Annotated in this window: 21 protein-coding genes; 12 read left to right on the top strand and 9 right to left on the bottom strand. The window is 69.9% G+C overall.

Annotated features, from left to right (window positions below):
* Positions 1-15: 15 nt before the first annotated feature.
* The 5 genes from BJ988_RS15575 to BJ988_RS15555 all read left to right on the top strand — a co-directional run bounded on the left by BJ988_RS15575 (position 16) and on the right by BJ988_RS15555 (position 6553).
* A complete protein-coding gene (locus BJ988_RS15575) occupies positions 16-1299 on the top strand; it encodes a hydroxyacid-oxoacid transhydrogenase (RefSeq protein WP_179658795.1) in 1284 nt (427 codons plus the stop codon).
* Positions 1300-1368: 69 nt separating this feature from the next.
* Positions 1369-2580 (top strand): Bcr/CflA family efflux MFS transporter, encoded by a 1212-nt coding sequence (locus tag BJ988_RS15570; protein ID WP_179658794.1) that lies wholly within the window; start codon positions 1369-1371, stop codon positions 2578-2580.
* 36 nt (positions 2581-2616) lie between these two features.
* Positions 2617-3042, top strand: coding sequence for a PaaI family thioesterase (locus BJ988_RS15565; RefSeq protein WP_179658793.1), 426 nt, complete (start codon positions 2617-2619; stop codon positions 3040-3042).
* 198 nt (positions 3043-3240) lie between these two features.
* On the top strand, positions 3241-5952 hold the full coding sequence (locus BJ988_RS15560; protein ID WP_179658792.1) for a DEAD/DEAH box helicase family protein: 2712 nt from the start codon (positions 3241-3243) through the stop codon (positions 5950-5952).
* Between the two features lie 136 nt (positions 5953-6088).
* Positions 6089-6553: a lysozyme family protein gene (locus tag BJ988_RS15555; RefSeq protein ID WP_218860901.1), complete on the top strand. Its 465-nt coding sequence runs from the start codon at positions 6089-6091 to the stop codon at positions 6551-6553.
* Positions 6554-6604: 51 nt separating this feature from the next.
* Here the strand turns inward: BJ988_RS15555 and BJ988_RS15550 are convergent, their stop codons facing one another.
* On the bottom strand, positions 6605-7357 hold the full coding sequence (locus BJ988_RS15550) for a GDSL-type esterase/lipase family protein (RefSeq protein ID WP_179658791.1): 753 nt from the start codon (positions 7355-7357) through the stop codon (positions 6605-6607).
* A 133-nt stretch (positions 7358-7490) separates the two neighbouring features.
* Between BJ988_RS15550 and BJ988_RS15545 the strand changes: the two genes are divergently transcribed.
* Both BJ988_RS15545 and BJ988_RS15540 read left to right on the top strand, forming a co-directional pair.
* Positions 7491-8729 (top strand): DUF7134 domain-containing protein, encoded by a 1239-nt coding sequence (locus BJ988_RS15545; protein WP_179658790.1) that lies wholly within the window; start codon positions 7491-7493, stop codon positions 8727-8729.
* Complete coding sequence (locus BJ988_RS15540; protein WP_179658789.1) at positions 8726-9403, top strand: response regulator; 678 nt, start codon at positions 8726-8728, stop codon at positions 9401-9403. Before BJ988_RS15545 ends, BJ988_RS15540 begins: the two co-directional genes overlap by 4 nt.
* Positions 9404-9417: 14 nt before the next feature.
* Here the strand turns inward: BJ988_RS15540 and BJ988_RS15535 are convergent, their stop codons facing one another.
* Both BJ988_RS15535 and BJ988_RS15530 read right to left on the bottom strand, forming a co-directional pair.
* Positions 9418-9960: a DUF4822 domain-containing protein gene (locus BJ988_RS15535; protein WP_179658788.1), complete on the bottom strand. Its 543-nt coding sequence runs from the start codon at positions 9958-9960 to the stop codon at positions 9418-9420.
* Positions 9961-10080: 120 nt separating this feature from the next.
* Positions 10081-11343, bottom strand: coding sequence for an HNH endonuclease signature motif containing protein (locus BJ988_RS15530; RefSeq protein ID WP_179658787.1), 1263 nt, complete (start codon positions 11341-11343; stop codon positions 10081-10083).
* A 705-nt stretch (positions 11344-12048) separates the two neighbouring features.
* Between BJ988_RS15530 and BJ988_RS15525 the strand changes: the two genes are divergently transcribed.
* Together BJ988_RS15525 and BJ988_RS15520 are read left to right on the top strand one after the other, a co-directional pair.
* Positions 12049-12759 (top strand): ABC transporter ATP-binding protein, encoded by a 711-nt coding sequence (locus BJ988_RS15525; RefSeq protein ID WP_179658786.1) that lies wholly within the window; start codon positions 12049-12051, stop codon positions 12757-12759.
* Complete coding sequence (locus BJ988_RS15520; protein WP_179658785.1) at positions 12759-15143, top strand: ABC transporter permease; 2385 nt, start codon at positions 12759-12761, stop codon at positions 15141-15143. Before BJ988_RS15525 ends, BJ988_RS15520 begins: the two co-directional genes overlap by 1 nt.
* Before the next feature lie 112 nt (positions 15144-15255).
* Here BJ988_RS15520 and BJ988_RS15515 read toward each other — a convergent pair whose 3' ends face one another.
* The gene (locus BJ988_RS15515; RefSeq protein ID WP_179658784.1) at positions 15256-16188 is read right to left on the bottom strand and encodes a TerC family protein; all 933 of its coding nucleotides are present in this window, start codon (positions 16186-16188) and stop codon (positions 15256-15258) included.
* A gap of 192 nt (positions 16189-16380) precedes the next feature.
* Here BJ988_RS15515 and BJ988_RS15510 point away from each other — a divergent pair, with 192 nt between their 5' ends.
* Together BJ988_RS15510 and BJ988_RS15505 are read left to right on the top strand one after the other, a co-directional pair.
* Positions 16381-17763, top strand: a complete 1383-nt coding sequence (locus tag BJ988_RS15510) for an FAD-binding oxidoreductase (RefSeq protein WP_179658783.1) — start codon at positions 16381-16383, stop codon at positions 17761-17763.
* Between the two features lie 24 nt (positions 17764-17787).
* Complete coding sequence (locus BJ988_RS15505) at positions 17788-18642, top strand: hypothetical protein (protein WP_179658782.1); 855 nt, start codon at positions 17788-17790, stop codon at positions 18640-18642.
* On the opposite strand, the gene BJ988_RS15500 is transcribed toward BJ988_RS15505, so the two are convergent.
* The 5 genes from BJ988_RS15500 to BJ988_RS15480 all read right to left on the bottom strand — a co-directional run bounded on the left by BJ988_RS15500 (position 18632) and on the right by BJ988_RS15480 (position 24928).
* Positions 18632-20344, bottom strand: coding sequence for a copper resistance protein CopC (locus BJ988_RS15500; RefSeq protein WP_179658781.1), 1713 nt, complete (start codon positions 20342-20344; stop codon positions 18632-18634). The two genes, BJ988_RS15505 and BJ988_RS15500, sit on opposite strands and share 11 nt — an antisense overlap.
* The gene (locus BJ988_RS15495) at positions 20341-21048 is read right to left on the bottom strand and encodes a YcnI family copper-binding membrane protein (protein WP_179658780.1); all 708 of its coding nucleotides are present in this window, start codon (positions 21046-21048) and stop codon (positions 20341-20343) included. The genes BJ988_RS15500 and BJ988_RS15495 overlap by 4 nt, the downstream gene beginning before the upstream one ends.
* A 62-nt stretch (positions 21049-21110) precedes the next feature.
* Positions 21111-21632, bottom strand: a complete 522-nt coding sequence (locus tag BJ988_RS15490; protein WP_179658779.1) for a cell division protein FtsQ — start codon at positions 21630-21632, stop codon at positions 21111-21113.
* A 121-nt stretch (positions 21633-21753) separates the two neighbouring features.
* Complete coding sequence (locus BJ988_RS15485) at positions 21754-23163, bottom strand: GntP family permease (RefSeq protein WP_179658778.1); 1410 nt, start codon at positions 23161-23163, stop codon at positions 21754-21756.
* 22 nt (positions 23164-23185) lie between these two features.
* Positions 23186-24928 (bottom strand): IlvD/Edd family dehydratase, encoded by a 1743-nt coding sequence (locus BJ988_RS15480; RefSeq protein ID WP_218860899.1) that lies wholly within the window; start codon positions 24926-24928, stop codon positions 23186-23188.
* 140 nt (positions 24929-25068) lie between these two features.
* On the opposite strand from BJ988_RS15480, the gene BJ988_RS15475 reads away from it, so the two are divergent.
* The gene (locus BJ988_RS15475) at positions 25069-25764 is read left to right on the top strand and encodes a GntR family transcriptional regulator (RefSeq protein WP_179658777.1); all 696 of its coding nucleotides are present in this window, start codon (positions 25069-25071) and stop codon (positions 25762-25764) included.
* The last annotated feature ends 3 nt before the right edge of the window (positions 25765-25767 follow it).

Here is a 25767-nt window from a genome sequence, read left to right as displayed (position 1 = left end):
CGCTATCGTGCGCTCATGACGCACGCGACACCCGAGACCGTGTTCACCTACGGCTCCCCACAGCTCAAGTTCGGCACCGGCGCATCGGCCGAGATCGGCTACGACCTGGCGTCCCTGGGCACCCGCCGCGCCCTGGTGGTGACCGATCCCGGCATCTCCGCGACGGGGCTGCCGCAGCGGGTGGCCGAGCAGATGAAGGCGTACGACGTCACCGCCGTCGTCTTCGACGGTGTCCACGTCGAGCCGACCGACGAGAGCATGCGGTTCGCGGTGGAGTTCGCCCGCGAGAACGGGCCGTTCGACGCGATCGTGGCGGTCGGTGGTGGGTCGAGCATCGACACCGCGAAGGCGGTCAACCTGCTGATCACCAACGACGGCGATCTGATGGACTACCTCAACGCGCCGGTGGGCAACGGACTCGCACCGGCCAACCCGCTGCTGCCGCTGGTCGCGGTGCCGACCACCACCGGGACGGGGGCGGAGTCGACGACCGTGTGCGTGCTCGACGTGCTGTCGCTCAAGGTGAAGACCGGGATCTCGCACGCGCGCCTGCGCCCCACGCTCGCGGTCGTCGACCCGGACCTGATGATGTCCCAGCCGGCCGGGGTGACCGCCGCGTCCGGGATGGACATCCTGTGTCACGCGCTGGAGAGCTACACCGCCCGCCTCTACACCTCCTACGACCGCAAGGAGCCTGCCCAGCGGGTGCCCTACTGCGGCGCCAACCCGATCTCCGACATGTGGTCGGAGAAGGGGCTGTCCCTGCTGGCGGGCTCGTTCCGGCAGGCCGTCGCGCATGGCGACGACACCCTCGCGCGCGGTGACATGGCGTTCGCGGCGACCTTCGCGGGCCTGGGCTTCGGAAACGCCGGGGTGCACATCCCGCACGCCTGCGCCTACCCGATCGCGGGGCGGGTGCGGGACTTCCACCCTGCCGACTATCCCGGTGACGAGGCGATGGTGCCGCACGGGATGGCGGTCTCCCTGACCGCGCCGGAGGCCTTCCGCTACACGTTCGACGCCGACCCCGAGCGCCACCTTCGCGCGGCCCGCCTGCTGGCTCCCGGCTTCGACGAATCCACCGTCGACGCGCGCGACCTGCTGCCCACCGTGCTCGCTGATCTGATGCGGGACATCGGGATCCCGGCGGGCATCGGCGAGGTCGGCTACACGACCGGCGACATCCCCGACCTGGTCGAGGGTGCGCTCAAGCAGCAGCGGTTGCTCGCCACCGCACCGAAGCAGCCGTCCGAGGAGGACTTGGCCGGGATCTTCGAGAGGTCCGTCACGCTCTGGTGAGGAATGCTCGGCGGGGCGGTGCTGTTCTGTTGGTTGTCTTCCTCAACCAACTCTCCGGAGGTTCACTCGGTGACGTCAGTCCCGCCGCGGCTCTTGCTCGCGCTCGCCCTGCTCGCGGCATCCGCACCGCTCGCGATCGACTTCTACCTGCCCTCCTTCCCGCAGATCGGGTCGGAGCTCGGTGCGGCCGCTAGTGACGTACAGCTGACTCTCACCGCCTTCCTGATCGGTCTCGCGCTCGGGCAGATCGCCTGGGGTCCGATCTCGGACCGTTTCGGGCGGCTCAAGCCGCTGCTGATCGGGTCGGTCGTGGCGGCGGCGGCCGGTGTGCTGGCGGCGCTGGCGCCCACCGTCGAGCTGCTGATCGCGGCGCGGTTCCTGCAGGCGCTCGCCGCCGCGGCCGGGATCGTGATGGCGCGGGCGATCGTGGCCGACGTGCTCCACGGCTTCGCCGCGGCACGGGCGATGTCGATCATGATGTCGATCAGTGGGATCGCGCCGATCCTGGCCCCGGTGATCGGCGGTGCCATCGCCGGGTTCGTGCCATGGCGCGGCGTGCTCGGCATCGTGGCCGCGATCGCCGTCGCGCAGGTTGTCTGCGTGCTCTTGGTGATCCGCGAGTCGCTCCCGGCCGAGCGCCGGACCAGCCGGGTCGAGTACGCGGACCTGGGCCGCCTCCTCGCGAAGCCGGCGTTCCTCGGCTACACGCTGACGCAGGCGCTCACCTTCGCCACCCTGATGACGTACGTCTCGTCCTCCTCGTTCCTCTACCAGTCGGTGATCGGCACGTCGGCCGCGGTCTACGGCATCGGGTTCGCGGTCAACGCCGCGTTCCTGACCGTCGCCGGGCTGGCCTCCGCGCGGCTGGCCAAGCGGCAGGTGCACCCGGCGCGGATCATCCGCTCCGCGCAGCCGGTGCTCGCCATCGGCGCGATGCTCGTGCTCGTCGTCGCCCTTCTGCCGGTGCCGAAGGCACTCATCCTCCTGCCGATCCTCGTCGTCACGACCTCGGTGGGCCTGATCATGGGCAACACCGGCGCGCTGGCCATCGAGCAGGCCCGGCCCGCAGTCGGCTCCGGCTCGGCGTTGATGGGCGGGATCATGTTCCTCGGCGGTGGGCTCGCCTCGCCGCTCGGCGCCGTCGCCGGTGAGCACACTGCGGTGCCCCTGGCGATCACCATGGTGGTCACCTCCGTCCTCGGCGCGGTCACGTTCTCCCTCGCCAGGCGTTCGGTCGCTCGCAACCCGGAGTCGGAGGCGGCCTTCGCGACTGCTGCCTAGGCGCCGGCGCCGGGCCTGGCCCGGTAGGTTTCAGCCATGGCGGAGACACCTGCGGTGACGGCCCCGGAGGCCGAGGAGATCCTGGCGAACCAACCCTTCAGCCGGCTGATCGGCGTCGAGGTCGGCGAGGTCGGCTACGGGCACGCGACGTTGCGCATCCCGCTCCGGGAGGAGCTGCTGCAGCAGTTCGGCACCGTCCACGGCGGCGTACTCTCCTATGCCGCCGACAACGCCCTCGCCTTCGCCGGCGGCACCATCCTGGGACCGCACGTCCTGACCCGAGGCTTCTCCATCGACTTCCTGCGCCCATCCAACGGCGACCACCTACGGGCCTACGCCGAGGTGATCAACCACACCAGCCGCAACGCGCTGACCCGCTGCGAGGTCTTCACCGTCGGCGACGACGGCTCCGAGATCCTCGTCGCCGCCGCCCAGGGATCCATCGCTCGCATCGACCGCTAGCCGGCCGAAGCGTCACGCCCGCCGCCCGAGACGTCACGTACGTCGGCCGAGACGTCAGTTAGGTCGGCCGAGACGTCAGTTAGGTCGGCCGAGTTGGCACAACAGTTCTCACTCGGCCGACGTACGTGACGCTTCGGCCGACCTAACTGACGTCTCGCGCGACGGGGGTGACGTCTCGGCATGGCTAGGCTTCGCGGCGTGAAGCTCCGTGTTCATCAGCAGCGCGCGCTCGCAGCGCTGGAAGCGGCCTGGGTCGAGGGGCGGAGGCGGGCGTGGGTGGTGCTGCCGCCGGGGGCCGGTAAGACGCTGGTGGGGTTGGAGATCGCGCGGGAGGCGATCACGGACGGCGCGAAGGTCGTCGTGCTCAGTCCCAACACCGCCATCCAGGGGCAGTGGCTGCGTCAGGCGGCCACGCTTGGCCTGTCGACGTCCGCCTCGCGGGACCTCGACGCGCCACTGACGTCGCTGACCTATCAGTCGGTGGCCGTCTTCGGCGACCCCGACGACGAGGCCGAGACCGGCGAGAGCCACCTGGCCAGACTGCACGACAACGGCCGGGCGCTGGTCTCCGCGCTGCGTACGGCAGGACCGCTGCTGCTCGTGCTGGACGAGTGCCATCATCTGCTCGAGGTCTGGGGCGAGCTGCTGGGCGAGATCCTTCAGCTGCTGCCGGACGCGCGGGTGCTGGGACTGACCGCGACGCCGCCCGAGGCGCTGACCAAGGAGGAGTCCGCGCTGGTCGGGACGCTGTTCGGCGAGATCGTCTTCGCGACCTCGATCCCTGCGGTGGTGCGCGAGGGCGACCTGGCGCCCTTCGCCGATCTGGTGTGGCTGACCTCGCCGACGCCGAGCGAGCGCGAATGGCTGCGGGGGAGCGCGGAGCGGTTCGAGGAGCTGCTCACCGCGCTGACCTCCGCCGACCTGGGCACGGTGCCGTTCCTGACCTGGCTGGACGGTCGGTTCGTGTCGCGGTCGGACGGGGCGCCGACCTGGGGCGAGATCGTGAAGGCATCACCGGAGCTGGCCACCGCGGCCCTGCGTGCGCACCATCGCGGCCTGCTCGCCCTCCCGGACGGCGCGACCCTGACCGAGGCGCATCGTCGCGCCCCGTCGGCCGAGGACTGGGTGGCGCTGATCGGCGACTGGGTGCGCGGACATCTGTCCTCCTCCGAGGCGGCCGCCGACCAGGAGGCGCTGGCCGCGATCAGGCAGGCGCTGCCGGCGGTCGGCTACTCGCTGACCCGGCGTGGGATCCGGGCCGGTCGCTCGCCCGTCGACCGCGTGCTGGCGCGCTCGGAGGCCAAGACGACCGCGACCTCTGCGATCGTCGACCACGAGCGGCTGGCGCACGGAGACTCGCTGCGGCTCCTCGTCGTCACCGACCACGAGCGGGCCTCGGCGACGCTGCCGGTCGACCTGCGCGGGGTGATCGCCGAGCAGGCGGGCTCAGCGCGGGCGGTGCTCGCCACCCTGTGCACGGCTCACGACGACGTCCTGCTGGTCACCGGCGCCACCGTCGCCGGACCCGCGGCGACCCTCGCTGCGCTGGTCGCGCACATCGCCGAGACCGACCCCGGTCTGGCCGACGGCCTGAGGGTCGAGCCGGGGGAGGCGTACGCCACGCTGGTCGGGCGATGGGGTAGCCGGCAGTGGGTGGGCCACGTGACCAGGTTCTTCGAGGCGGGCGGCTGCCGGGTGCTGGTCGGGACGCGCGGGCTGCTCGGGGAGGGCTGGGACGCCCGGTCGGTCACCGGCATCGTCGACCTCACCGCGGCCACCACCACGACCGCGGTCGTGCAGCTGCGCGGTCGCTCGCTGCGTACGGATCCGGCTCGACCCGACAAGGTCGCGGTCAACTGGACGGTCGTCTGCGTCGAGGAGGAGCACCCCCGCGGGGACAACGACTGGAAGCGGCTGGTGCGCAAGCACACCGGTTTCTTCGGCGCTGACGAGGACGGGTCGGTCGTCGACGGCGTCGGACACATCGACGAGTCCTTTTCCCCGTACGCCGCCCCGCCCGAGTCCGACTTCGACGAGATCAATGCCCGGATGGTGGCGCGTTCCGAGGACCGCACGGCGATCCGGGAGCGGTGGCGGGTCGGAGAGCCGTACGCCGACGTCGCCGGCCGCACCGTCAGGGTCCGGCTGCACCGGGCCGGTGCGCTACGTGTCCCGGCGGGAGTCGTGCTCGCTCCTCGGCCGCCAGGCTTTCGGCTGGTGGAGAGCCGGGTCCCGGAGTGGCGGCTGCCGGCGAAGGGTTGGCTTGCTGCCGCGGTGCTGCTGAGCATCGTGCTGGTGGTGGCCATCGATGCGGGCAGCGGGGCCGGGGGAGTGCTGGGCGGTGCGGCCGGTGGGCTCTGGGCGATGTGGGCTGCGTACGCCTATCGGGACGGGACGCGGATGGCCTCCCAGCTACGGAGGCGGCCGACGGTCGGAGCGGTCGGTGCGGCGGTCGCCGACGGGTTGAAGGAGACCGGCCAGACCTCCCTCGGCGCCGACGGACTCGAGATCGCGGTCGACTCCGACGGCAGCTACCGGCTCCACCTCGCCGGGGTGCCGGAGGAGGAGTCCGCGCTCTTCGCGGCCTCGCTCGAGGAGGCGCTGTCACCGATCGCCGCTCCGCGCTATCTGGTCTCGCGGCCGGTCGTCGGCGACCTGACGGCGCTGAAGCGGCTGCGGCTGGGCGTCGTCGGTCACCACACTGCGGGCGGCGAAGCGTGGCACGCCGTCCCCACGGCGCTCGGTCGTCGCGCCGCGGACGCGAAGGCGTTCCGCGCCGCTTGGGAGCACTGGGTCGGCGGTGCTGCTCTCCTCTACACCGGCTCGCCCGAGGGCGTCGGCATCCTCGCCGCCCAGCGTGGCGCCGATCCGTTCGACGTCACCGCCGTCATCCGCCGCCACTGGTCCTGAGGCCGCCGGCGTTCTGGAATCCGGACGACAGGTTTCTGTCAGATCGTGGACACCGGTGTCAGATTCCGGACCGATTCCAGAAGGCTCCGACCGATTGGCTTGTCACGACAACCCAGCACCCACGAAGGGAACCATCGTGACCTCCACCATCACCCGACGCCTGGTCGGCTCCGTCGTCGCCGTCGGCCTCGCTGCCACCGGCATCGTCGCCACCGCGAGCATCGCCACCGCCGAGGTCGGCGCCGGCAACATCGCCGCCTCCTCGATCTCCGCCCAGGCGACCCAGAACTTCGGCCTCACCACGGCCGAGGCCAAGGTCGTCCAGGTGAAGCTGCTGAAGAAGTTCGGCTTCACCGGCAAGGCGTATCCGGGCAAGATCGACGGCAAGCTCGGCACCAACAGCTGGAAGGCGTTCCAGGTGTACCTGAAGAAGAGGTACGGCTACACCGGCAAGATCGACGGCGACCCGGGGAAGAACACCATCAAGGCGCTGCAGCGGTTGCTGAACCACCGCGTCCTCAGCAGGCTCACCGTCGACGGCGAGGCTGGGCCGAAGACGAAGGCGGCGTTCAAGAAGTACGCGAAGTCGCTCGCCCGCTGATCCCGTACGCCTCCTGACACCCGGCCGCCGGCGAGATGCCGCGGCCGGGTCTCACATCTCCGCGGTGGGAGTCCAGGTCGGGAACTTGGCAGCGCGGCCGTCGCCGGAGGAGCGGCCGGTGAGACGGCGGTGGATCCAGGGGCCGACGAACTCGCGGTAGTAGGCCAGACCGTTCTTGCCGGCCGCGGCCTCGAAATCGAGGTCCCACCAGCCCTCGGGGGCCCCGACGCCGACCGAGTCCAGAACGCGGGCGGCGACCCGGTGGTGACCGCGGGCGTTCATGTGGAGGCGGTCCTCGGACCAGAAGCGGCCGTCCATGAGCGTGGTGTCGGGCCAGTTGTAGGCCCGCACGATGTCGTCACGATGGGCGACCCGCTGCTCGACCAGGTCGCAGAGCAGGTCGCCGCGACGCTGGAAGACCTTGCCGAGCGGGAGCCGGGCCGACGGGTTGGCGCCGGAGAGCAGGATCAGCGTGATCCCGTTGGCGTCGCAGGCCTCGAGCACCGGCTTGAGCATGTCGGCGATCGCGTTGGGGTCGGCCTTCGGGCGGAGCATGTCGTTGCCGCCGCCGTTGAAGGAGAGGTGGGTCGGCTTCAGCGCCAGCGCGGCGGGAAGCTGCTCCTCGACGATCGGTCGGATCAGGCGGCCGCGGATGGCGAGGTTGGCGTACTCCACCGGCGTCCCGGACGCGGCCCAGCCCTGGGCGACAAGATCGGCCCAGCCGCGTACGTGACCGTCCGGGGTCTCGTCGCCGACTCCTTCCGTGAACGAGTCACCGATCGCGACGTAGCGCACTGCCTCCACGAGTCCTCCAAGCACGTCTCACGCGGACGAACATTCATCGCCCGCCTCTGGATTCTAGTGCGTCCGCGGTCTGACGAGCACATCCGTCCCCGGGCTGACGCCGTCGCCGCCTCGGCTCCTCTACGGTGGGCCTGTGGAGGAGTTGGTACGGCCCTGGCGGCTCGGCCCGCGCGGGCGATGGTGGTTCGACGTCCTGCTTGCCGGCACCTTGTTCCTGATCATCCCGTTCTACGCCATCCAGGCCATGGTCGACGGCGGCGCGGCCCAGGACATGTCGAGCACCAACCATTTCGTCGACCTGGCCCTGGTGGTGGTGCAGCTCGTCCCGCTGCTGTGGCGCCGGCGTCATCCGTTGATCGTCTACACCGTCGTGGCCGGCGCCTGCGGCCTGCAGGTGCTTCTCCTCGACTATCCACTGGTCTCGCAGCTCGCCTACCCGATCGCGGTCTACTCGGTCGCGCGCTACGCCAGCCCGCGCTGGGGCCTGGCCGCGCTCGCGGTCGGTCTGTTCGGATCCGTCCTCGGCTCCTACGACTGGCTGAGCGCCCTCGAGGCCCCCAACGGCGCGACCCGGAACGACATCGGCGGGGGCACCTACGTTCCGGTCGTGCTCTCCCTCGCCACCTTCCCGGTGGCTGCTTGGGCGCTGGGTGCACTGGCGCGGACCAGAGCTGCGTATGTGGACTCGCTGATCCAGCGCAACGAGCAGCTGCGCCGCGAGGCCGAGCAGCGTGCCGAGCTCGGGGCGACCCAGGAGCGGGCGCGGATCGCGCGCGAGATGCACGACGTGGTCGCCCATGGGTTGAGCGTGATCGTGGTGCAGGCGGACGGGGCTCGATACGCGGCCGAGCAGGATCCGACCGTGGCTCCCCAGGCGCTGGAGACCGTCGCGCAGACGGCGCGGGAGGCGCTGGCGGAGATGCGGCAGCTGCTCGGCCTGCTGCGTGACGGGGACACGCTGACCCGCCCGCAGCCCCGGCTGAGCGACATCGCGACGCTCGTCGAGGAGACCCGGGCCGGTGGGATGGAGCTGGCCGCGACCCTTCCCGAGCCTGGCCGCGCCGTGCCCGAGGGCGTCGCGCTGACCGCCTTCCGGGTGGTGCAGGAGGCGCTCAGCAACGTACGCAAGCATGCGGGGCCCGGCGCCGCGGCCAAGGTCACCGTGACGGCCGACGCCGACAGCCTGGAGATCGAGGTCACCGACAACGGCCGCGGTGCCGCTGCCGAGGAGAGCCGCGACTCCGGCGGGCTCGGGCTCGTCGGACTGGGCTTGATCGGGATGGGCGAGCGCATCACCGCCCATGAGGGAACGCTGGAGACCGGCCCGGCCCCCGGTGGCGGTTTCCGCGTCTACGCGAAGATGCCCCTATGACGACTCCTGCCGAACCCATCAAAGTGATGCTCGTCGACGACCAAGAGCTCGTCCGTGCCGGGTTCCGGATGCTCATCGACTCCCAGCCCGACCTGACCGTCGTCGGCGAGGCCGGCGACGGCCAGGAGGCGATCGCCGAGCTGGGCCGCACCGAGGCCGACGTGGTCCTGATGGACGTACGCATGCCGCGCATGGACGGCGTCGAGGCGACCGGTCTCATCGCCGGCAGCGTGAACGCACCCCGAGTGATCGTCCTGACCACCTTCGACCTCGATGAGTACGCCTTCGCCGCGATCCGGGCAGGTGCGGCCGCCTTCCTGCTCAAGGACGCCCGCCCGGAGGATCTGCTCACCGCGATCCGCACCGTGCACGCCGGCGACTCGGTCGTCGCCCCCAGCACCACCCGCCGCCTGCTGGAGCATTTCGCCGCGGCCGCCCCCTTGACCCCGACGACGGCCGCCGCCGAGCAGCGCCTGGCAGCATTGACCGAGCGTGAGCGTGAGGTGCTCACCCTCGTCGGCCGTGGCCTGTCCAACACCGAGATCGCCGAGACCTTCGTCGTCGCCGAGGCCACCGTGAAGACCCACGTCGGCCGCGTGCTGGCCAAGACCGGCTCCCGTGATCGGGTCCAGCTGGTGGTGCTGGCCTACGAGACCGGCCTCGTAGGCCGCTGATCCGGAGGATCAGGTCAGGCGGTGGGCTCCGCGTGGTCGGTGGGCGTGTGGACGATGTCGAGGTAGACGGACTTGTCGTTCTCGTCGGGGAAGACGCGGTAGGTGAACTCGTCCTCGGTCAAGGTGACAATGTCGGAGTCCCGCTCGAACATCACCTCACCGGCGCCGTCCTTGGCGACGATGTGGCGGGTCTGGCCGTCCTCGGTGACGGTCCAGTCGCCCTGCATCTTCGGGGTGTCGTCGAGGTTGTACATCGAGAAGGTGCCGTCGGCGTCGAAGTAGGCCCAACCGACGAAGGTCGAGACCTCCTCGTCCGTGAGCGGTACGTCCTTCCCGTCCTGGTCCACCGCGCCGGTGGTCTCCCAAGCGGTCGAGGCGAGTACGTCGGACGGAGTCGCCAGAGTCGACTCGGCCTGCTGGGCCGAGCCGGCCTGCTCGGCGCCGGTCGAGGCGCCGTCGGTCGCGCCGCATGCGGCGAGCACAGCTGCGGTAGCGAGGGCGGCCACCGAGGTAGCGATGAAGCGGACGGGGTTGGTTGCAAGTGCGGAATTCTTCATACATCCACGATCACTCGATCGGGCGCACCCAGACATCTGGCGACAGGCCACGATCAGATAGCCGATCGGATGATGCCGTGACGCTGCGTGGGAGCGCTTCAGAAGATGCGTCCTGCCGGTTTAGGGCCGGCGGGTGAATCGGACTGTGCCGTCGGGCAACCGCTCATGAACATAGGCAGGGTTGTGCGCCAGTCGGTGATGGTGCGGACAGAGCAGCACCCCGTCCTTCAGATCCGTTCTTCCGCCTGCGGCCCAGGGGTCGAGGTGGTGGGCATCGCACCACTCCGGTGGCATGTCACAGCCTTCGGCCTGGCAGCACTTCTGCTGCAACCGGAGTGCCTTGCGCTGGATCGGCACGAAGAACCGGCTCGCCCGACCGACATCGAGAACCTCACTGCCACCGCCCAACACCCAGGGGATGATGGTCGCGTTGCACGCCAACTTGCGGGCTTCGGCTGCGGTGATGGTGGTGCCGTTGGTCTCGTCGTAGCCCAGGGTCGCGGTGCCGAGCTCTTTGCGGAGCTCCTCGAGCGAGATCACCACATTCACGACCGTGGCGTCGCCACCGTGTCGGGGCAGCGCATTCGGGTCGATGGTCTCGATCAGCCGGGCGAACCCCTGGCCCATCAACCGCTCCCAGGGCGGCAGGGCCGAGCCCTTCTCGACCAGTTGCTGCTTACGCGGCTGAGCCCAGGCCTCGACCTGCTTCTTGAAGCGCATCCCGATCGATGTCGGGAGGACACCGTCGAAGCCGATGGTGCCGTCGTGGTTGTCCCAGACCCGCAGCGCGGTCTTCTGTTGGGCGCGTTCTTCTTCGGCGAGGAGTGCTTTGGCTTCGGCTGCCTCGAACCGGGCGGGGTCGACCTCGACCAGGATCCGTCTACCGACGACCCGCAGTTCCTTGGCCGTGAACTGGGTCGCGTACTCGACCAACAGCTTCTCGGCCAGGACCAGGTCCTCATCAGTGGCGATCGGGTCGGTCTCGATCTTGTCGAGGGCTTTGGTGATCACGCGGGCCTTGTCCTGGGAGACGACGCCCTCAGCGAGGCCGGCAGCGACCAGCTCGTATCTGGCCACCGAGGTGGCGAGCTTGATCTGCGAACGGGCCGTGCCCTTGTCGACCAGTAGTTCGGCGCGCATCCAGGCCGAGGCGTCCTTGTCTCCGGTCTCTGCGGCGATGTCACCGGAGACAGCCAGCACCCGCAGCGTCAACGCCGCTTGTTGGGCCTGAAGCTTCTCTACCTTGGCCAGGAAGTCTTTCTTCTGGCTGGTGCGCCAGTAGGTCGGGTCCATCGCGAGCAGCTCTTCCAGGGAGGTTTCGATGGCAGCAAGAGCCGACGAGACGAGGTCGGCGGGGTTGGTGCCCCAGTGGTCGATGCTCATGGCTGCTACCTCCCTTCAAAGGTGTGTCGTAGTGCCTCCGATTCTACTCCGACCCAGCCTTCTTCAACACCTATTTATGCAGGTCAACAGATGTTTTCGCGGTCAGCGAACGGCGTCAGACCTGTGGATGGTAGGTGGCTCGAAGGGCCACCCTCCTGCCCGTTCAACAGCACCGTTCTGAAGCAAGATTGCGCTGCGCCACACCCGGGCCGCCGCCCCGATAGCCAGCCAAATTTTTTCTCGACGTGGTCCGGTGTCAAGGACCGCGAAGCGGCCGGCGGAGCCGGCGGCCGGAGGGCGTCCTTGACTCCGGGGCAGGTCGAGAAGACCCTCGAAGTCGGGTCGGCGGCCCTGTCCGGCCTTTGGGGTGGGACGATCCGGCAGGGAACTGTGTTGGTCTCGACACGCCTCCGCCTAGCGGCTCCGGCGGCTCGACCAGCGGGGGCGAGGGGGTCTCGACAAGCTCGACCAGCGGGGTGAGGTCTCGACGAGTTCGACCAGCGGGGGCAGGGAGGTCTCGACAGGCTCGACCAGCGGGGGCAGGGAGGTCTCGACAGGCTCGACCAGCGGGGGCAGGGAGGTCTCGACAGGCAAAACCCCAGGGATGACCCCGAGCCGACCCTTGCCGATCAACCCCAGGTCGTACATCAGGATCAGCCCCCAGCCCGATGCGGACTGACGACCCGGAACGAGAGGCTCGGTGGCATGACACAGACCTCTGTTCACACGACAACAGCCGCCGCCCGAGCGGTGGGATTGACGAAGACCTACGGCAAGGGTGCCACCGAGGTGCACGCGCTGCGGGGCGTCGACCTGGAGATCCGCCGCGGAGCGTTCACCGCGATCATGGGCCCGAGCGGTTCGGGCAAGTCCACATTGATGCACTGCCTGGCCGGGCTCGATCGTCCTACCAGCGGCGAGGTGTCGGTTGCCGGGCAACCGTTGGAGAACTTCAATGACGACCAGCTGACCATCTTCCGGCGGGAGAACGTCGGGTTCGTCTTCCAGGCGTTCAACCTGCTGCCGATGCTCACCGCCGGGCAGAACATCCAGCTGCCGCTGGAGCTGGCCGGCAAGCGGGTGACCGACGAGACCCGCGCGCGGGCGCAGATGATCGCGGACACCCTTGGTATCGGCCAGCGCCTGGGCCACAAGCCCTCCGAGCTATCCGGCGGCCAGCAGCAGCGCGTGGCCATCGCCCGCGCGCTGGTCACCCAGCCCGCGATCCTCTTCGCCGACGAGCCCACCGGCAACCTCGACTCCGAGACCTCGGCAGAGGTGCTCGACCACCTCCGCCGCAGCGTCCGTGAGCTCGGTCAGACCGTGGTCATGGTGACCCACGAAGCCTCCGCCGCTGCGTACGCCGACGAGATCGTGACCGTCAAGGACGGGCGCATCGAAGGGGTGACGCGCTGATGCGGACGGTGTTGTTCGCGTCCTTGCGAACCTACGCCCGTCGATATGCCGCGGCGGTGGTGGCGGTCGTCGCCGCGGTCGCCCTGATCGTGGTCACCAACGCGCTCACCTCCGCGACGAAGGCGGGCCTGTTCGCGGGCATCGACGCGCCGTTGCAGAACGCGGTCGGCGCGGTCGACTTCCCGACGGAGGAGGTCACCGCGAAGTACGTCGAGCAGGGCGGCTGGCCGGTGGCGGCCTCGATGCAGGCGGTCCGTTCTGACGAGAAGATGTTCGGCCAGGAGATCATGGTCGGCGCCGTCTCCACCGAGAAGCGCTGGCAGTGGCAGGACCTCGAGGAAGGCCGGTTCCCGGCCCGAGCCGGCGAGTCCGTGGTCGACGCCAACGCCGCCAAGACCAACAAGGTCGCCGTCGGCGACACGCTCAAGGTCGGCAGCGGGACGCTGGCGATCGAGACGACCGTGGTCGGTCTCGTGGACGCCCCGTCGATGTGGTCCTCACCGATCTACGTCACCTGGCCCGAGATGCAGGGCTGGGAGGAGCAGCATGTCCAGGCCGTCCTGACCGCCGGGACCGGCGACAAGGCCGACGGCTGGCTGACCACCGACGAATACCTCACCGAGCTGCAGACCCAGCTCAACCAAGAGGTCAACATCATCGCGTACATGGTCTTGATCTTCGCCTTCATCGCGCTGTTCGTCTCCGTGCTGGTCATCACCAACACGTTCTCGATCCTCTTCGCACAGCGGATGCGCGACTTCGCGCTGCTGCGCGCGATGGGTGCGACGAAGCGGCAGGTCCTGAGATCGGTACGCCGCGAGGCGCTCGTCCTCGGCCTGCTCGCCTCGCTGCTGGGCCTGGCTGTGGGCGCTCTGCTCGGCTGGGGGATCGTCGCGCTGGTGCGGCAGCTCGCCGAGACGGCACCGTTGGGTGCGGTCTCCTTCGAATGGCCGTGGCTCGTGGGCGCGTTCGTGCTCGGTGTGCTCACCACCCTGGTCGCCTCGTGGCTGCCGACCCGCCGGCTGATGCGGCTGAGCCCGCTGGCCGCGCTGCGTCCGCAGGAGGGGTTCGACGTACGCGGCGCCGGGATGTTCCGGACCGGGCTCGGCCTGTCAGTCGTCCTCGCCGGGGTGGCGACGATCTTCGTGGCCGTCGGCTGGGACGACGCCCAGATCGGCATGCTCATCGTGCTCTTCGGCTGCGGGGTGACGTTCCTCGGCGTGATGCTTCTCGGACCGGTGCTGGTGCCCGGCCTGGTGCGGCTGGCAGGGTCGGCGCTGGCGACGGTCGTCGGGTCGCCGGCGAAGCTGGCCGCGGCCAACGCCGGCCGCAACCCGAAGCGCACCGCGGCCACCGCGGCGTCGCTGCTCGTCGGCGTCACGCTCACCACCGGGGTGCTCACCGGGATGAGCACCATCCGCACGGCCACGGTCGAGGAGATGGCCGAGCAGCATCCGATCGACCTCGCTCTGCAGGCGGAGTCGAAGCCGCTGGAGGACTCGGTCCTCGGCGACGCGAAGTCGGTCCCGGGTGTCGCCGACGCGGTGGCAGTGCCGGGTGCGATGGCCTCGGTCGAGGCCGACGGCAAGCCTGTTCCGCTGCCCGTCGTCGCCCCTCCTGCGGGAGACGTCGCGCTCAAGGACCTCACCGTAAAGCCCGGCACGATGGTGCTCTCGCCGTTCGCCGCCTCCGCGTTCATCGAGGACTCCTTCGAAGCGACGGGGGAGAAGGTGACGTTGGTCGTCGGCGACCGGTCGGCCACGGTGACCCTGGACGTACGCGAGATCGACGGCGCCCCGCAGATCTCCGCCGCGACGCTCGATGAGCTCACCGACGACCCGCAGACCTATGCCGTCTGGGTCCGCGCGGATGCCGGAGCCGACCCCGAGGACATGGCAGGGACGCTCGGAGCGCTCGCTCCGGACGCCGAGCTGATCAACGGCAAGGGCCAGCGCGCCTGGGTCGAGCTCCAGCTGGACGTGTTCACCTGGGCGGTGATCGGGCTGCTGGCGATCTCGGTGCTGATCGCGCTGGCCGGCATCGCCAACACGCTGGGTCTCTCGGTGCTCGAGCGTGGACGTGAGCACGCGCTGCTGCGGGCACTGGGGCTGACCAAGCGCCAGCTGCGGCGGACGCTGGCCGCCGAGGCGGTGCTGCTCTCAGCTGTGGCGGCCCTTGTCGGAACCGCGCTGGGCGTCTTCTTCGCCTGGGGCGGCAGCGAGATCCTGGTCGGCGACATCATGCCCGACGCCACCTTCCAGCTGCCTGTGCTGCAGCTGGTCGGCGTGGTCGTGGCTGCGGGCCTGGCAGGCCTGATCTCCTGCGTGGCACCGTCCAAGCGGGCCACCAAGGTCAGCCCAGCGGAGGGACTCGCGCTGGACTGACCGCGGTCAGGAGATGTGTTGGTCTCGACACGGACTCGTTCGTTCCTCACGAGTCCGTGTCGACCGGCGGGGGTCGCCCGTCGGTCGAGCGTGTCGAGACCAACACGGTCGCCTACGCGTTCGACTCCTCCAGCGCCTCGGTCTCCTCCCGAGCCTGGGTGCGCGCGGAGGAGATCAGGCTGGTGGTGACGGTGACGGCGAGGATGCCGACGATGATCACCAGGGACAGCCAGGTCGGCACGACCGGGACACCGTCCCAGTGGCCGTGGGCCCAGTGCAGGCCGAGCTTGACGCCGATGAAGGCGAGGATGGCGGCCAGACCGTAGGAGAGGTGGACCAGCTTGGACAGCGCACCCTCGAGCACGAAGTAGAGGGCTCGCAGGCCGAGCAGCGCGAACGCGTTGGTCGCGAAGACCAGGTAGGGGTCGCCGGTGATGCCGTAGACCGCCGGCACCGAGTCGACCGCGAAGACGATGTCGGCGGCGAAGATGGCGAGCACGACGATGGCCATCGGCTTCAGGCCGATCTTGCGGCCGAGGCGTACGGCCAGCATCTGCTCGGGGTCCACCTTCTGCTCGTGGCCCTGGAGTGCCTCGGTGAAGATCTTCGCGGCGGTGATCAGGAGGATCACGCCGAAGAGCAGGAAGACGATGTCCCACTGCGAGAGCGCCGCGGCGCCGAGGGCGATGAAGATGCCGCGGAGCACGAGCGCGCCGACGATGCCGAAGAGAAGCACCTTCTGCTGCAGGTGCCGTGGCACCGCGAAGGCTGCGAGCAACAGCATGAAGACGAACAGGTTGTCGACGCTGAGCGACTTCTCGACGATGTAGCCGGTGTAGTACTCGAAACCGGTCTGGCTGCCGTGGGCGTTCCAGACCCAGACGCCGAAGGCGAGCGGAAGCGCGACGTAGAAGACCGACCAGCCGATGGCTTCCTTCATGGAGACATCGTGCGGCTTGCGAGTCAGGACGAAGTCGAGGGCGATCAGCGCCACGACAGCGGCGATCGTGACGGCCCACAGAGTGGGCGTGGCAATAGAAGGCATCAGGCAGGTTCCTCAGGCGTGTCGGTGAACGTCTGAGGTCTCCCTCACCCCGAGACCGGGGCGCCAATCCGGGACGGTTTCGGCACCGACGTACTGACCGGAATGAGCTTGATGAGGTACTCCCCTCGAAGTGAAGCCTATCGGTTGGGCGGAAGGGAATCGCAATCGACCCTCTCGCGACACAATGGGGGGATGACGACGGCACCACAGCTCTCTTTGGTCAACGACCTCGCCTCCCAGGTCTCGGAGGTGGTGACCGACGACATCTCGCTGCTGGCGGCCTCGACCGACCGTTCCGGGTCGGTCGCCGTCGGCCTTCCGCTGGCAGTGGTGCGGGCGCACAGCATCGCGGACGTCCAGGCGGCGATGCGGGTCGCCTCTGCCCATCGGGTGCCCGTCGTCCCGCGGGGCACGGGCACCGGTCTCGCCGGGGGAGCGGTGGCCGGCACCGGCCACCTCGTCGTCGACCTCTCCGCAATGGACCGGATCCTCGAGCTCGACCCGATCGACGAGATCGCGGTGGTGGAGCCGGGAGTGCTCAACGCGCGACTGGACGCCGCGGCCGCCGAGGTGGGGCTGCGCTACGCGCCCGACCCTGCCTCGGCGGCGATCTGCTCGATCGGCGGCAACGTCGCCACCAACGCCGGCGGGCTGCGATGCGTGAAGTACGGCGTGACCCGGGAGGCGGTCCTGGGTCTCGACGTCGTCCTCGCCGACGGCACCCTGATCCACACCGGCCGCCGCACCATGAAGGGCGTCGCGGGGCTCGACCTCACCGCGCTCTTCGTCGGCTCCGAGGGCACCCTGGGCATCGTCGTCGGCGCGACCCTGCGTCTCAAGCCACGCCCGGTCTCCACGCTGACGGCCTCGGCCGCGTACGCCTCGGTGGCGGCGGCCGCGCGCGCCTGCGCCGAGATCGCCGCCGCCCGGCGGCTGCCGTCGATGCTGGAGTTCATCGACCGCCGCTGCCTCGAGGCGGTCGACCGGTTCTCGGGCACCACCTATGCCGAGCGTGGCGACGCGCTGGTGATCGCCCAGGCCGACGGTCCGGCCGCCGCGACGGAGATCGAGGCGATCGCGGCGATCCTCGGCAAGGAGGCGACCTGGATCGAGCAGGGCGTCGACGAGGAGTCCTCCGACCGGCTGGTCGAGGCTCGTCGCCAGGTCCTGCCCGCGATCGAGGCGGACGGCTCCTGGTTCATCGAGGACATCTGCGTGCCCCGGTCCCGGCTCGCCGAGGCGGTCGACCGGATCTCCGAGATCTCGCAGCGGCACGGCGTACGCACCTACACCCTCGCGCACGCGGGCGACGGCAACCTCCACCCGGTCATCGGCTGGGACCCCTCGCCGGACGACGTCCCGGGAGTGATGCCTCCGGCCGAGACCATCGCGGGCGACGAGATCTTCGCTCTGGCCATCGAGCTCGGCGGCACCACCACCGGCGAGCACGGTGTCGGCCGGTTGAAGCGCAAGTGGCTCGAGCCCGAGATCGGCGCAGACTCGATCGACCTGCAGCACCGGATCAAGGCGGCCCTGGACCCGCTGGGGATTCTCAATCCGGGTGTCGGGTTCTGACCGGTCGCATGACACCCTTGCCTGGTGCGTGTCGGAATTGCTGCTGTCGTCCTGACCCTCGGCCTCGCGGTCACCCTGATCGCCTGCGGCGGTGAACCCGAGGCCGCCGACTCGTCCTCGGCCCCCGGCGAGTCGGCCAACGTCGCGACGGTCGTGACCGAGATCAAGGGCGCCGACGGCACCACCGCGACCGCTGGTGGCTACACGATCGGTGACGTCAGCCTCCCCGCCGAGGCGGGCACCCCGGGCAAGGTGAGCTTCACGATCACCAAGGACGCCGGCGATAAAGGGAACAGTCCGGTCATCGACTACATCGAGGAGCAGACCAAGGACCTCCACCTCTACGTCGTCCGCGACGACCTAGAGGTCTTCCGCCACCTGCACCCGACCCAGGACGAGTCCGGTACGTGGTCAGGAGACCTGACGCTGCCCGCGGGCGGCACCTACCGGGTGGTCGTCGAGTTCGCCGCCCGGACCCCGGACGACAAGGGGGAGCAGGCGATGCTCGGAGCGACGGCGAAGGTCGCCGGACCGACCGAGGTGGAGGTGCCAGGCTCCGACGACGGCGTCGTCATCGCCGCGCTCGAGGAGACCCCGAAGCCCGGGATCGACCAGGAGATCGGTGTCCTGGTGTCCGACCCGGCCGGCAAACCGGTCAACCTCGGCACCTACCTCGGCGTCTACGCGCACGTGACCGCGTTCAGCCGCGAGACCGGCGAGGTGATCCACCTGCACCCGCTCGGCGGCCCCGAGAACCAGGAGGGCGGCACCCGCCTCGGCATCCACGTGAAGCCGCCGAAGGCGGGTGACTACGTCTTCTTCGTGCAGGTGCGCGTCGACGGGATGATCCACACGCTCCGGCTCCCCGTCACTGTCTGACGGGGAGCTCCAACAGTGCCAGCGGGCTCTCGAACTCACCGAGCCGCAGCCCGACGGTCGCCTCCCAGGTCCCACCCTTGGGCAGTACGACGTCGGCCTCCCAGGTGCCGGCACCGACCGTGGTCAGGGCCAGGCTGCCCAGGTCGACGTCGCCCGAGCTGAGCTTGGCGCTCGGGACCGCCGAGGCCTCGACGGGCTCGCCGGCCGCGTCCTGGATCTGCAGCCGGAGCACGTTCGGCCCAGGACCCGCAGGCGTCATCGTGGCGTACACCCGATGGTCGTCACCGAGCTTCGCGGCTTGGGTGCTGGTCGGCGCGACCGTGGCCGTGCCGGTCCCGGCCGAGGCGGTGTCCGCCTGTGGTGGCTGGTCGACCAGGAAGCCGGTGACGCCGAGGACGACCACGAGCACGCCCGCCTCCATCAGCACCGCACGGCGCAGCATCGAGCCGGCCTCGACGGTGTCGTCGTGACCGACCGCCTGACGGACGCGGGGGAGGACCAGCAGTCGGTTGCCGGCCGCCATCACCGCGACCGCGACGACCAGGGCGACCTTGGTCATCAGCAGGGTGCCGTACGTGCTGTTGAGCAGGTTGTCCCACGAGCCGAGGATCCGCCAGCCCATGAGCACGCCGGAGGCCGCGAGAACTGCCAGCGAGACGGCGGCGAGGGTGGAGAAGCGGGTCACGATCTCGGCCGCGACCGTGCCGCGCCTGGTGATCAGCGGCAGGGTCAGCGCGAGACCGACCAGGCCGCCGAGCCACAGCGCGCCGGCGATGAGGTGGACGATGTCGGTCGCGGTGACCAGCCAGGCGGGTACGACCGCGCGGGAGTGGCCCACCAATGCCGGTGACATGATCGCGAACAGCCCGGCGGCCGCGGCCAGGCGGGGTCTCGGGCGCAGGACGAGCGTGGCCGCGATGCCGAGGATCCCGACCAGGGCGCTGAGCCACTCCTTCCCGACCGACGCCGGTGACCAGGCGTCGAAGGTGAGCATGGCGCCCGGTCCGCTCTCGCTCTGCAGCGCTCCGCTGGCCGGCGCCAGGAACACCAGCGCGAGGACCGCGACCATGCCGGCGACGATCTGCAGACGCTGGACCCGGGCGGTGGCGCGGTCGGGGACGCGGTGGTCACCGACGATCACCGCGCGGAACCAGACCAGGCCGACGACCAGCAGCAGCGCGGCGTACTGGATGAACTGGAGGAACCCGTGGATCGCCGCCGTCGCCTTGGATGGCTCCGTGGACGGGGGTGGGGCGACGCTGAGGCTCGGCGCTCCGACCGCGAAGGTCAGCGAGCCCGAGATCGGGTGACCGTCGGCCGAGACCGCACGCCAGGCGACGACGTAGGTGCCGTCGCCGAGGCTGCTCGGGTTCGCGAGCGCGACCTCCATCGAGGTGCCGCTCGCGGTCGCCTCGGAGGTCACCTCCTCTCCCTTCGCGTCGTAGACGGTCACGCCCGCCGGCGGCAGGGTCACCGCCTCGTCGAAGGTGAAGGTGATCGTCTCCGGAGCCACCTCCAGCACCGCACCCTCCTCGGGGTCGGTGCCGATCAGCGTCGCGTGCGCCTGGGCGGGGGAGATGCTGAGCAGGACGGCGTACGCCGCGGCGGCAAGCGCCACCAGCAGCCGCCCCAGGGCGCGCCGGCCACGATCTCGACGATCGAGCCTGTCGAGACCGGGCCGGCGCGTCAGGGGAGCACTCACGCCTTACGACGCCCCAGCGCGAGGGCGGTGACGCCGGCGATCAGTCCGAGGATGCCAGCGCCGGCACCGATGCCGGCCCACAGGTTGCTGTCGCCGCCCTCTTCGACGTCCGCAGCGACCGGCTCGGCCTTCTCGGCAGCCTCGTCGGAGCTGTGGCCGTGGCCGTCGTCGGTCGCCTCGGTGACATCGAAGGCCGGTGCCGGGTTCTCGGGCTCCTCGGTGGCGCCCTCGGGGGTCTCCTCGATCCAGGCGGTCTCACCCTTCTCGCAGGTCTGGATGACCGGGAAGGCGAGCGTGCCCTCCTCCTCGGGAAGCTGGAGGGAGACCTCGAAGGCGTCACGCTGACCGTCGGGCAGCGGGGTCTTCGCGGTGTAGACGATGGTCGCGTCGCGCTCGGTCAGCTCGTTGCCGTGGGCGTCCTTGATCGGCTCGGCGAGCTTCTCCTTGGTGACCTTGACATCGTAGAACGGCTGACGCGTCGGGGTGACCGTGTTGATCCCCTCCGGCACCTGGATGGTGATCTGCTTGGTCGGGGAGCCTTCGCAGCCGTGGCCGTTGCTGAAGGTCAGCACGGTGTAGGCGCCGGCCGCCGTCTCGGTCGGGGTGACCGTGACGTGCGCCGAGGCCGGAGCGGCGACGAGGAAGGTGACAGCCGCGGCAGCGGCGGCGGGCGCGCCGAGGCGCGCGAGGGTACGTCGAGACATGGGTGATGCTTTCTGTGGAGTGTTCTGCGTCGGGCGTGTGCCCAGTGGGCGGGGTCGGGTCCTCAGGCGAGGACCGGTGGCCCCCGGCCGGCAGCGACGTACGTCCACAGTCCGGTGCGCGGCAGGACCGGCTGCGCCTGGACCGGCAGGCGGAACGGAACCAGAACCTGAGGCGTCGTCAGTGCGTGCGAGATGACTCGCCAGGCCCGGCGGTGCAGCAGCCACACGACCACGGTGAGCGCCGCGGCCGCAGTGTGCGCGAGCAGCATCGAGGCCTCGCCCGCGGCGCCGTTGTGCGCGTGCGCGGCAGGCGCGGCGTACGCCTCGAAGGCCTCGTGCATCCCCAGCTGCGCCGCTCCGGCCAGCACCGCTCCCAGAGCGATCCCGACCCTGCGCTGCAGCACCACGACTCCGACACCGAAGGCGGCGAACCCGGTCGCGGCCAGCCACAACGCGTCCGGCAGCTCTCCGCCGCCGGCCAGGTGGGCCAGGCTGGACCCGGTGGTGATCTCGACTGCGGCGAGCAGCGCCAGCCACACGCTCCCGCGTGTCGGCCGCACCACCCTCAGATCCACGCCGGACATTCTCGCAGACGAACCGAGGCGTCAACCACGTCGGCCGAGAAGTCACGTACGTCGGCCGAGACGTCACGCGAGTGACGTCTCGGCCGACGGGAGTGACGTCTCGACCCGACTGCTCCTGGGGTCAGGAGATGAAGATGCTCAGGATGAGGACCACGGCGAAGCCGGTGAGGCCGACCAGGGACTTCATCACCGTCCATGACTTAAGGGTGTCGGCGACGCTCATCCCGAAGTAGCGGTTGGCCATCCAGAAGCCGGAGTCGTTGACATGCGAGAAGCCGGCGCCGCCGCAGGCGATCGCGATGCAGGTGAGGGCGACACCGGCGTCGCTCGTGCCGAGCGACTCGGCGAGAGGAGCGCTGAAGGTCGCACCCGTGACCATCGCGACCAGGCCGGAGCCTTGGGAGATACGCATGACGGCGGAGACGAGGAAGCCGAAGACGACGAGGGGTACGTTCGCGTCGCGCATGGCCGAGGACAGGGTGTCGCCGAGCCCGGACGACACCAGGACGTCGCCGAAGACACCGCCGGCGCCGGTGACCAGGATGATCATGCCGGCCGGGCCGAGTGCGTCGCTGGCGAGCCGCTGGAGGTCGGCAGCCCCGGCGCCGAGCCTGACGCCGAAAGCCCACAGGCTGAACAGGCACGTGATGAGCAGCGCGATGACGGGGTGGCCGATGAAGGTCAGCAGAGCGACTGCCGTCGAGTCGCCGCCGATCGTGCGACCGACGGTGCCGATCAGGATCAGGACCAGCGGCATGAGCAGCGTCGCGACGACCGAGGCGAAGGACGGCAACGACTTGGGGTTGGCCGTGCCTGCCACGTCGGGCGCCTGCTCCGACGCATCGACGGACGACCCGGAGGTGGCGCTTCCGCCGCCGATGCCGGCGGTGGCCATGGCGGGCGGTACGACCATGATCTTCTTCGCGATGTAGCGACCGAAGAGCGGCCCGGCGACGGACACGGCGGGGATGCCGCAGACGACGCCGAAGAGGATGACGAGCCCGATGTCGGCATTCATGATGCCGGCGGTCGCGAGTGGGCCCGGGGCGGGCGGCATGAAGGTGTAGGCACAGCTGAGGCCGGCGCACAGTGGGATGCCGTAGTGCAGAAGGGACTTGCCGGTGCGCTGGGCGACTCCGTAGAGCATCGGGACCAGGACGACGATGGCGACATCGATGTAGACCGAGGTGGCGACGAGGAATCCGGCGAGGCCGAGACCCCAGGAGACCATGCGGTCGGAGAAGTTGTCGACCAGCGTCAGGGCGATGCGTTCAGCGGCTCCGGCTCGTTGCAGCACGGTGCCGAGGATCGCGCCGAGCGCGATGACGAGCGCGAGCTGACCCAACGAGTCGCCCATGGCCGTGACGACGAGCTCCATCAGCTCGTTCGGGTTCGTGCCGACGGCGAGACCGAACAGCAAGGTGGTGATCAGCAGGGCCAGGAACTCCTGGACTCTGAATCTGATGATCAGGACGAGCAGGGTGCCGATCGCCAGCAGCGCGGCGGTGACGACCCAGGTTTCGTGGTTCATGGGGGAGATCTCCTTCCGCGGGTCAGTGCGCGCTGTGGGTGGGCCGGGGGACAGGAACGGTCGGGTCTGGGTCCTGGAGGAAGCGGAAGTCGCAGCCCTCCTCGGCCTGGGTCACCTCGTCGGCGTAGAGCTTTGCGTACCCGCGTCGGGGCTTCGGGCGCTCGACGACCTGCTCGGCTCGGGTCGCGAGCACCTCCTCGGGGACCTCCAGGCGCAGCGTACGGTCCTTGACGGAGAGCGTGATCATGTCGCCCGTGCGGACCAGGGCGATCGGTCCGCCGACCGCCGCTTCGGGGGAGGCGTGCAGGACGATCGTGCCGGCCGCGGTGCCCGACATCCGGCCGTCGGAGATGCGGACGATGTCCTTGACGCCGGCGCGGGCCAGCTTGCGAGGGATCGGGATGTAGCCGGCCTCGGGCATGCCGGGGTAGCCGACCGGACCGATGTTGCGCAGCACCAGGATGTCGTCCGCGTCGACGTCGAGGTCGTCGCTGTCGATGCGGGCCGCAAGGTCCTCGGCATCCTCGAAGACGACCGCCCGACCGCGGTGCTCGAGCAGAGCGGGCGTCGCGGCGGACTGCTTGATGATCGATCCGCCGGGCGCCAGGTTGCCGCGCAGGACGGCGATGCTCCCGCCGCTGTGGATCGGGTTGTCCCGTCCGCGGATCACGTCCTGGGGGAAGGGCGCCGGCGCGTCGTCGAGCTCCTCGCCGAGAGTGCGGCCCGTGACGGTCAGCGCGTCGAGCTGCAGCTGGTCTCGGATCTCGAGCATGAGGCGCTGGACGCCACCGGCGCGGTGGAAGTCCTCCATGTAGTGATCACCCGACGGCTTGAGGTCGAGGAGCACCGGCGTCTCTCGCCCCATGCGGTCGAAGGCGTCGAGGTCGAGGGGATAGCCGCAGCGACCGGCGATCGCGGCCAGATGCACCAGGGCGTTGGTGGATCCGCCCATGGCGAGCAGGACCCGGAAGGCGTTGTCGAAGGCCGCGGGGGTCAGGATCTGGTCGATGGTCAGCCGCTCGGTGGCGATACCGACCGCACGACGACCGGTCTCCTCCGCGACCCGCATCCGGTCGGCCGTCACTGCAGGCGGAGTGGCGCTTCCCGGGAGCGCGATCCCCATCGCCTCCGAGACCGCGGCCATGGTGCTGGCGGTGCCGGCGACCGAGCACGTGCCGACCGAGCCGACGAGCCTGCCGTTGACCTCTGCGATCTCCTCGTCGTCGATCTCCTCGGCCCGGTACTTGCCCCAGAAGAACCGGCAGTCGGTGCACGCGCCGACCGTGCGGCCACGGTGGCTCCCGGTCAGCATCGAGCCGGTCACGAGCTGGATGGCGGGCTTCCCGGCAGAGGCGGCGCCCATCAGCTGGGCGGGCACGGTCTTGTCGCAGCCCCCGATGAGGACGACGGCGTCGACCGGCAGGGCTCGCAGCATCTCCTCGGTGTCCATCGACATGAGGTTGCGCAAGAACATGCTCGTGGGGTGGGCGAAGCTCTCGTGCACCGAGATCGTCGGGAAGCTCACCGGGAAGCCACCGGACAGCATCACGCCCCGCTTGATGGCGTCGATCAGCTGGGGAACGTTGCCATGACAGGGGTTGAAGCCGCTCTCGGTGTCGACGATGCCGATCACCGGCCGATCGAGAGCGTCGTCGCTGTAGCCGGCGCCCTTGATGAACGCCTTGCGGAGGAACAGCGCGAACTCGGTGTCGCCATAGCTGGTCAGGTTGGACCGCATCCCGGTGGGCATGCTCTCGTCGAACATTATCGTCCTTATTATTGATAATCTGGTTGAGACTGGCATCACACCACATCTCGCTGGCTCTCGCAACGGCCGGTCCGCCCGCGAGCGAGTGTGACGCCGTGAAAGCATTGGCATGGTCGGAGCGGAAGGAGGAGGCACTGATGACTACCCGGGCGAGCGATGCGCTCTCTGACTCGGCTCAGACGACCCGCCAGCGGGCGTCGGCGCAGGTCGAGGCGATCGCCGGCGAGCTCGAGGAGGACATCGCGATGGGCCTGCTGCACCCGCGCGAGCGCCTCGTCGAGGACGCGCTGATGGAGCGCTTCGACGCCAAACGCCATGTCGTACGCAGCGCGCTCTCCACGCTCGAGACGCGAGGTGCCGTGGAACGGCGTGCCCATGTGGGCGCGCTCGTCCGCTCCTTCTCAGCCCAAGAGGTGCGCGACCTCTACGACGTTCGCGAGCTGGTCGAGACAGCCTGCGCCCGCGCCATCACGACGCCGGTTCCTGGCGATCAGATCCGTCCCGTGGAGGACGCGATGCACGAGCACGAGCAGGCGGTGGATCGCGGCGATCGCCGCTCCGCGCTGCGCGCCAACATCCGATTCCATGAGCTTCTCTTCGGGTTGGCCCCGAACCAGTTCCTGGTCGAGTCCGTGCGCCGTCACGCACGGATGGCCTCGCCGATCCGGTCGCTCACGGTGGTCAACGACAGGCTCCTGGAGCGGTCCCGCGATGAGCACCGGGCGATGGTGGTGGCGCTCCGTGAGGGTCGGACCGATGAGCTGGTGCGGGTCTGCGCCGCCCATCTCGAGCCGTCCCGCGACGCCTACCTCAACCTGCTCGGCGAACTCTGAACG

The sequence above is a fragment of the Nocardioides panzhihuensis genome (genome assembly GCF_013408335.1).
Lineage (GTDB): Bacteria > Actinomycetota > Actinomycetes > Propionibacteriales > Nocardioidaceae > Nocardioides > Nocardioides panzhihuensis.
This window is presented reverse-complemented; position numbering and strand designations above follow the sequence as displayed.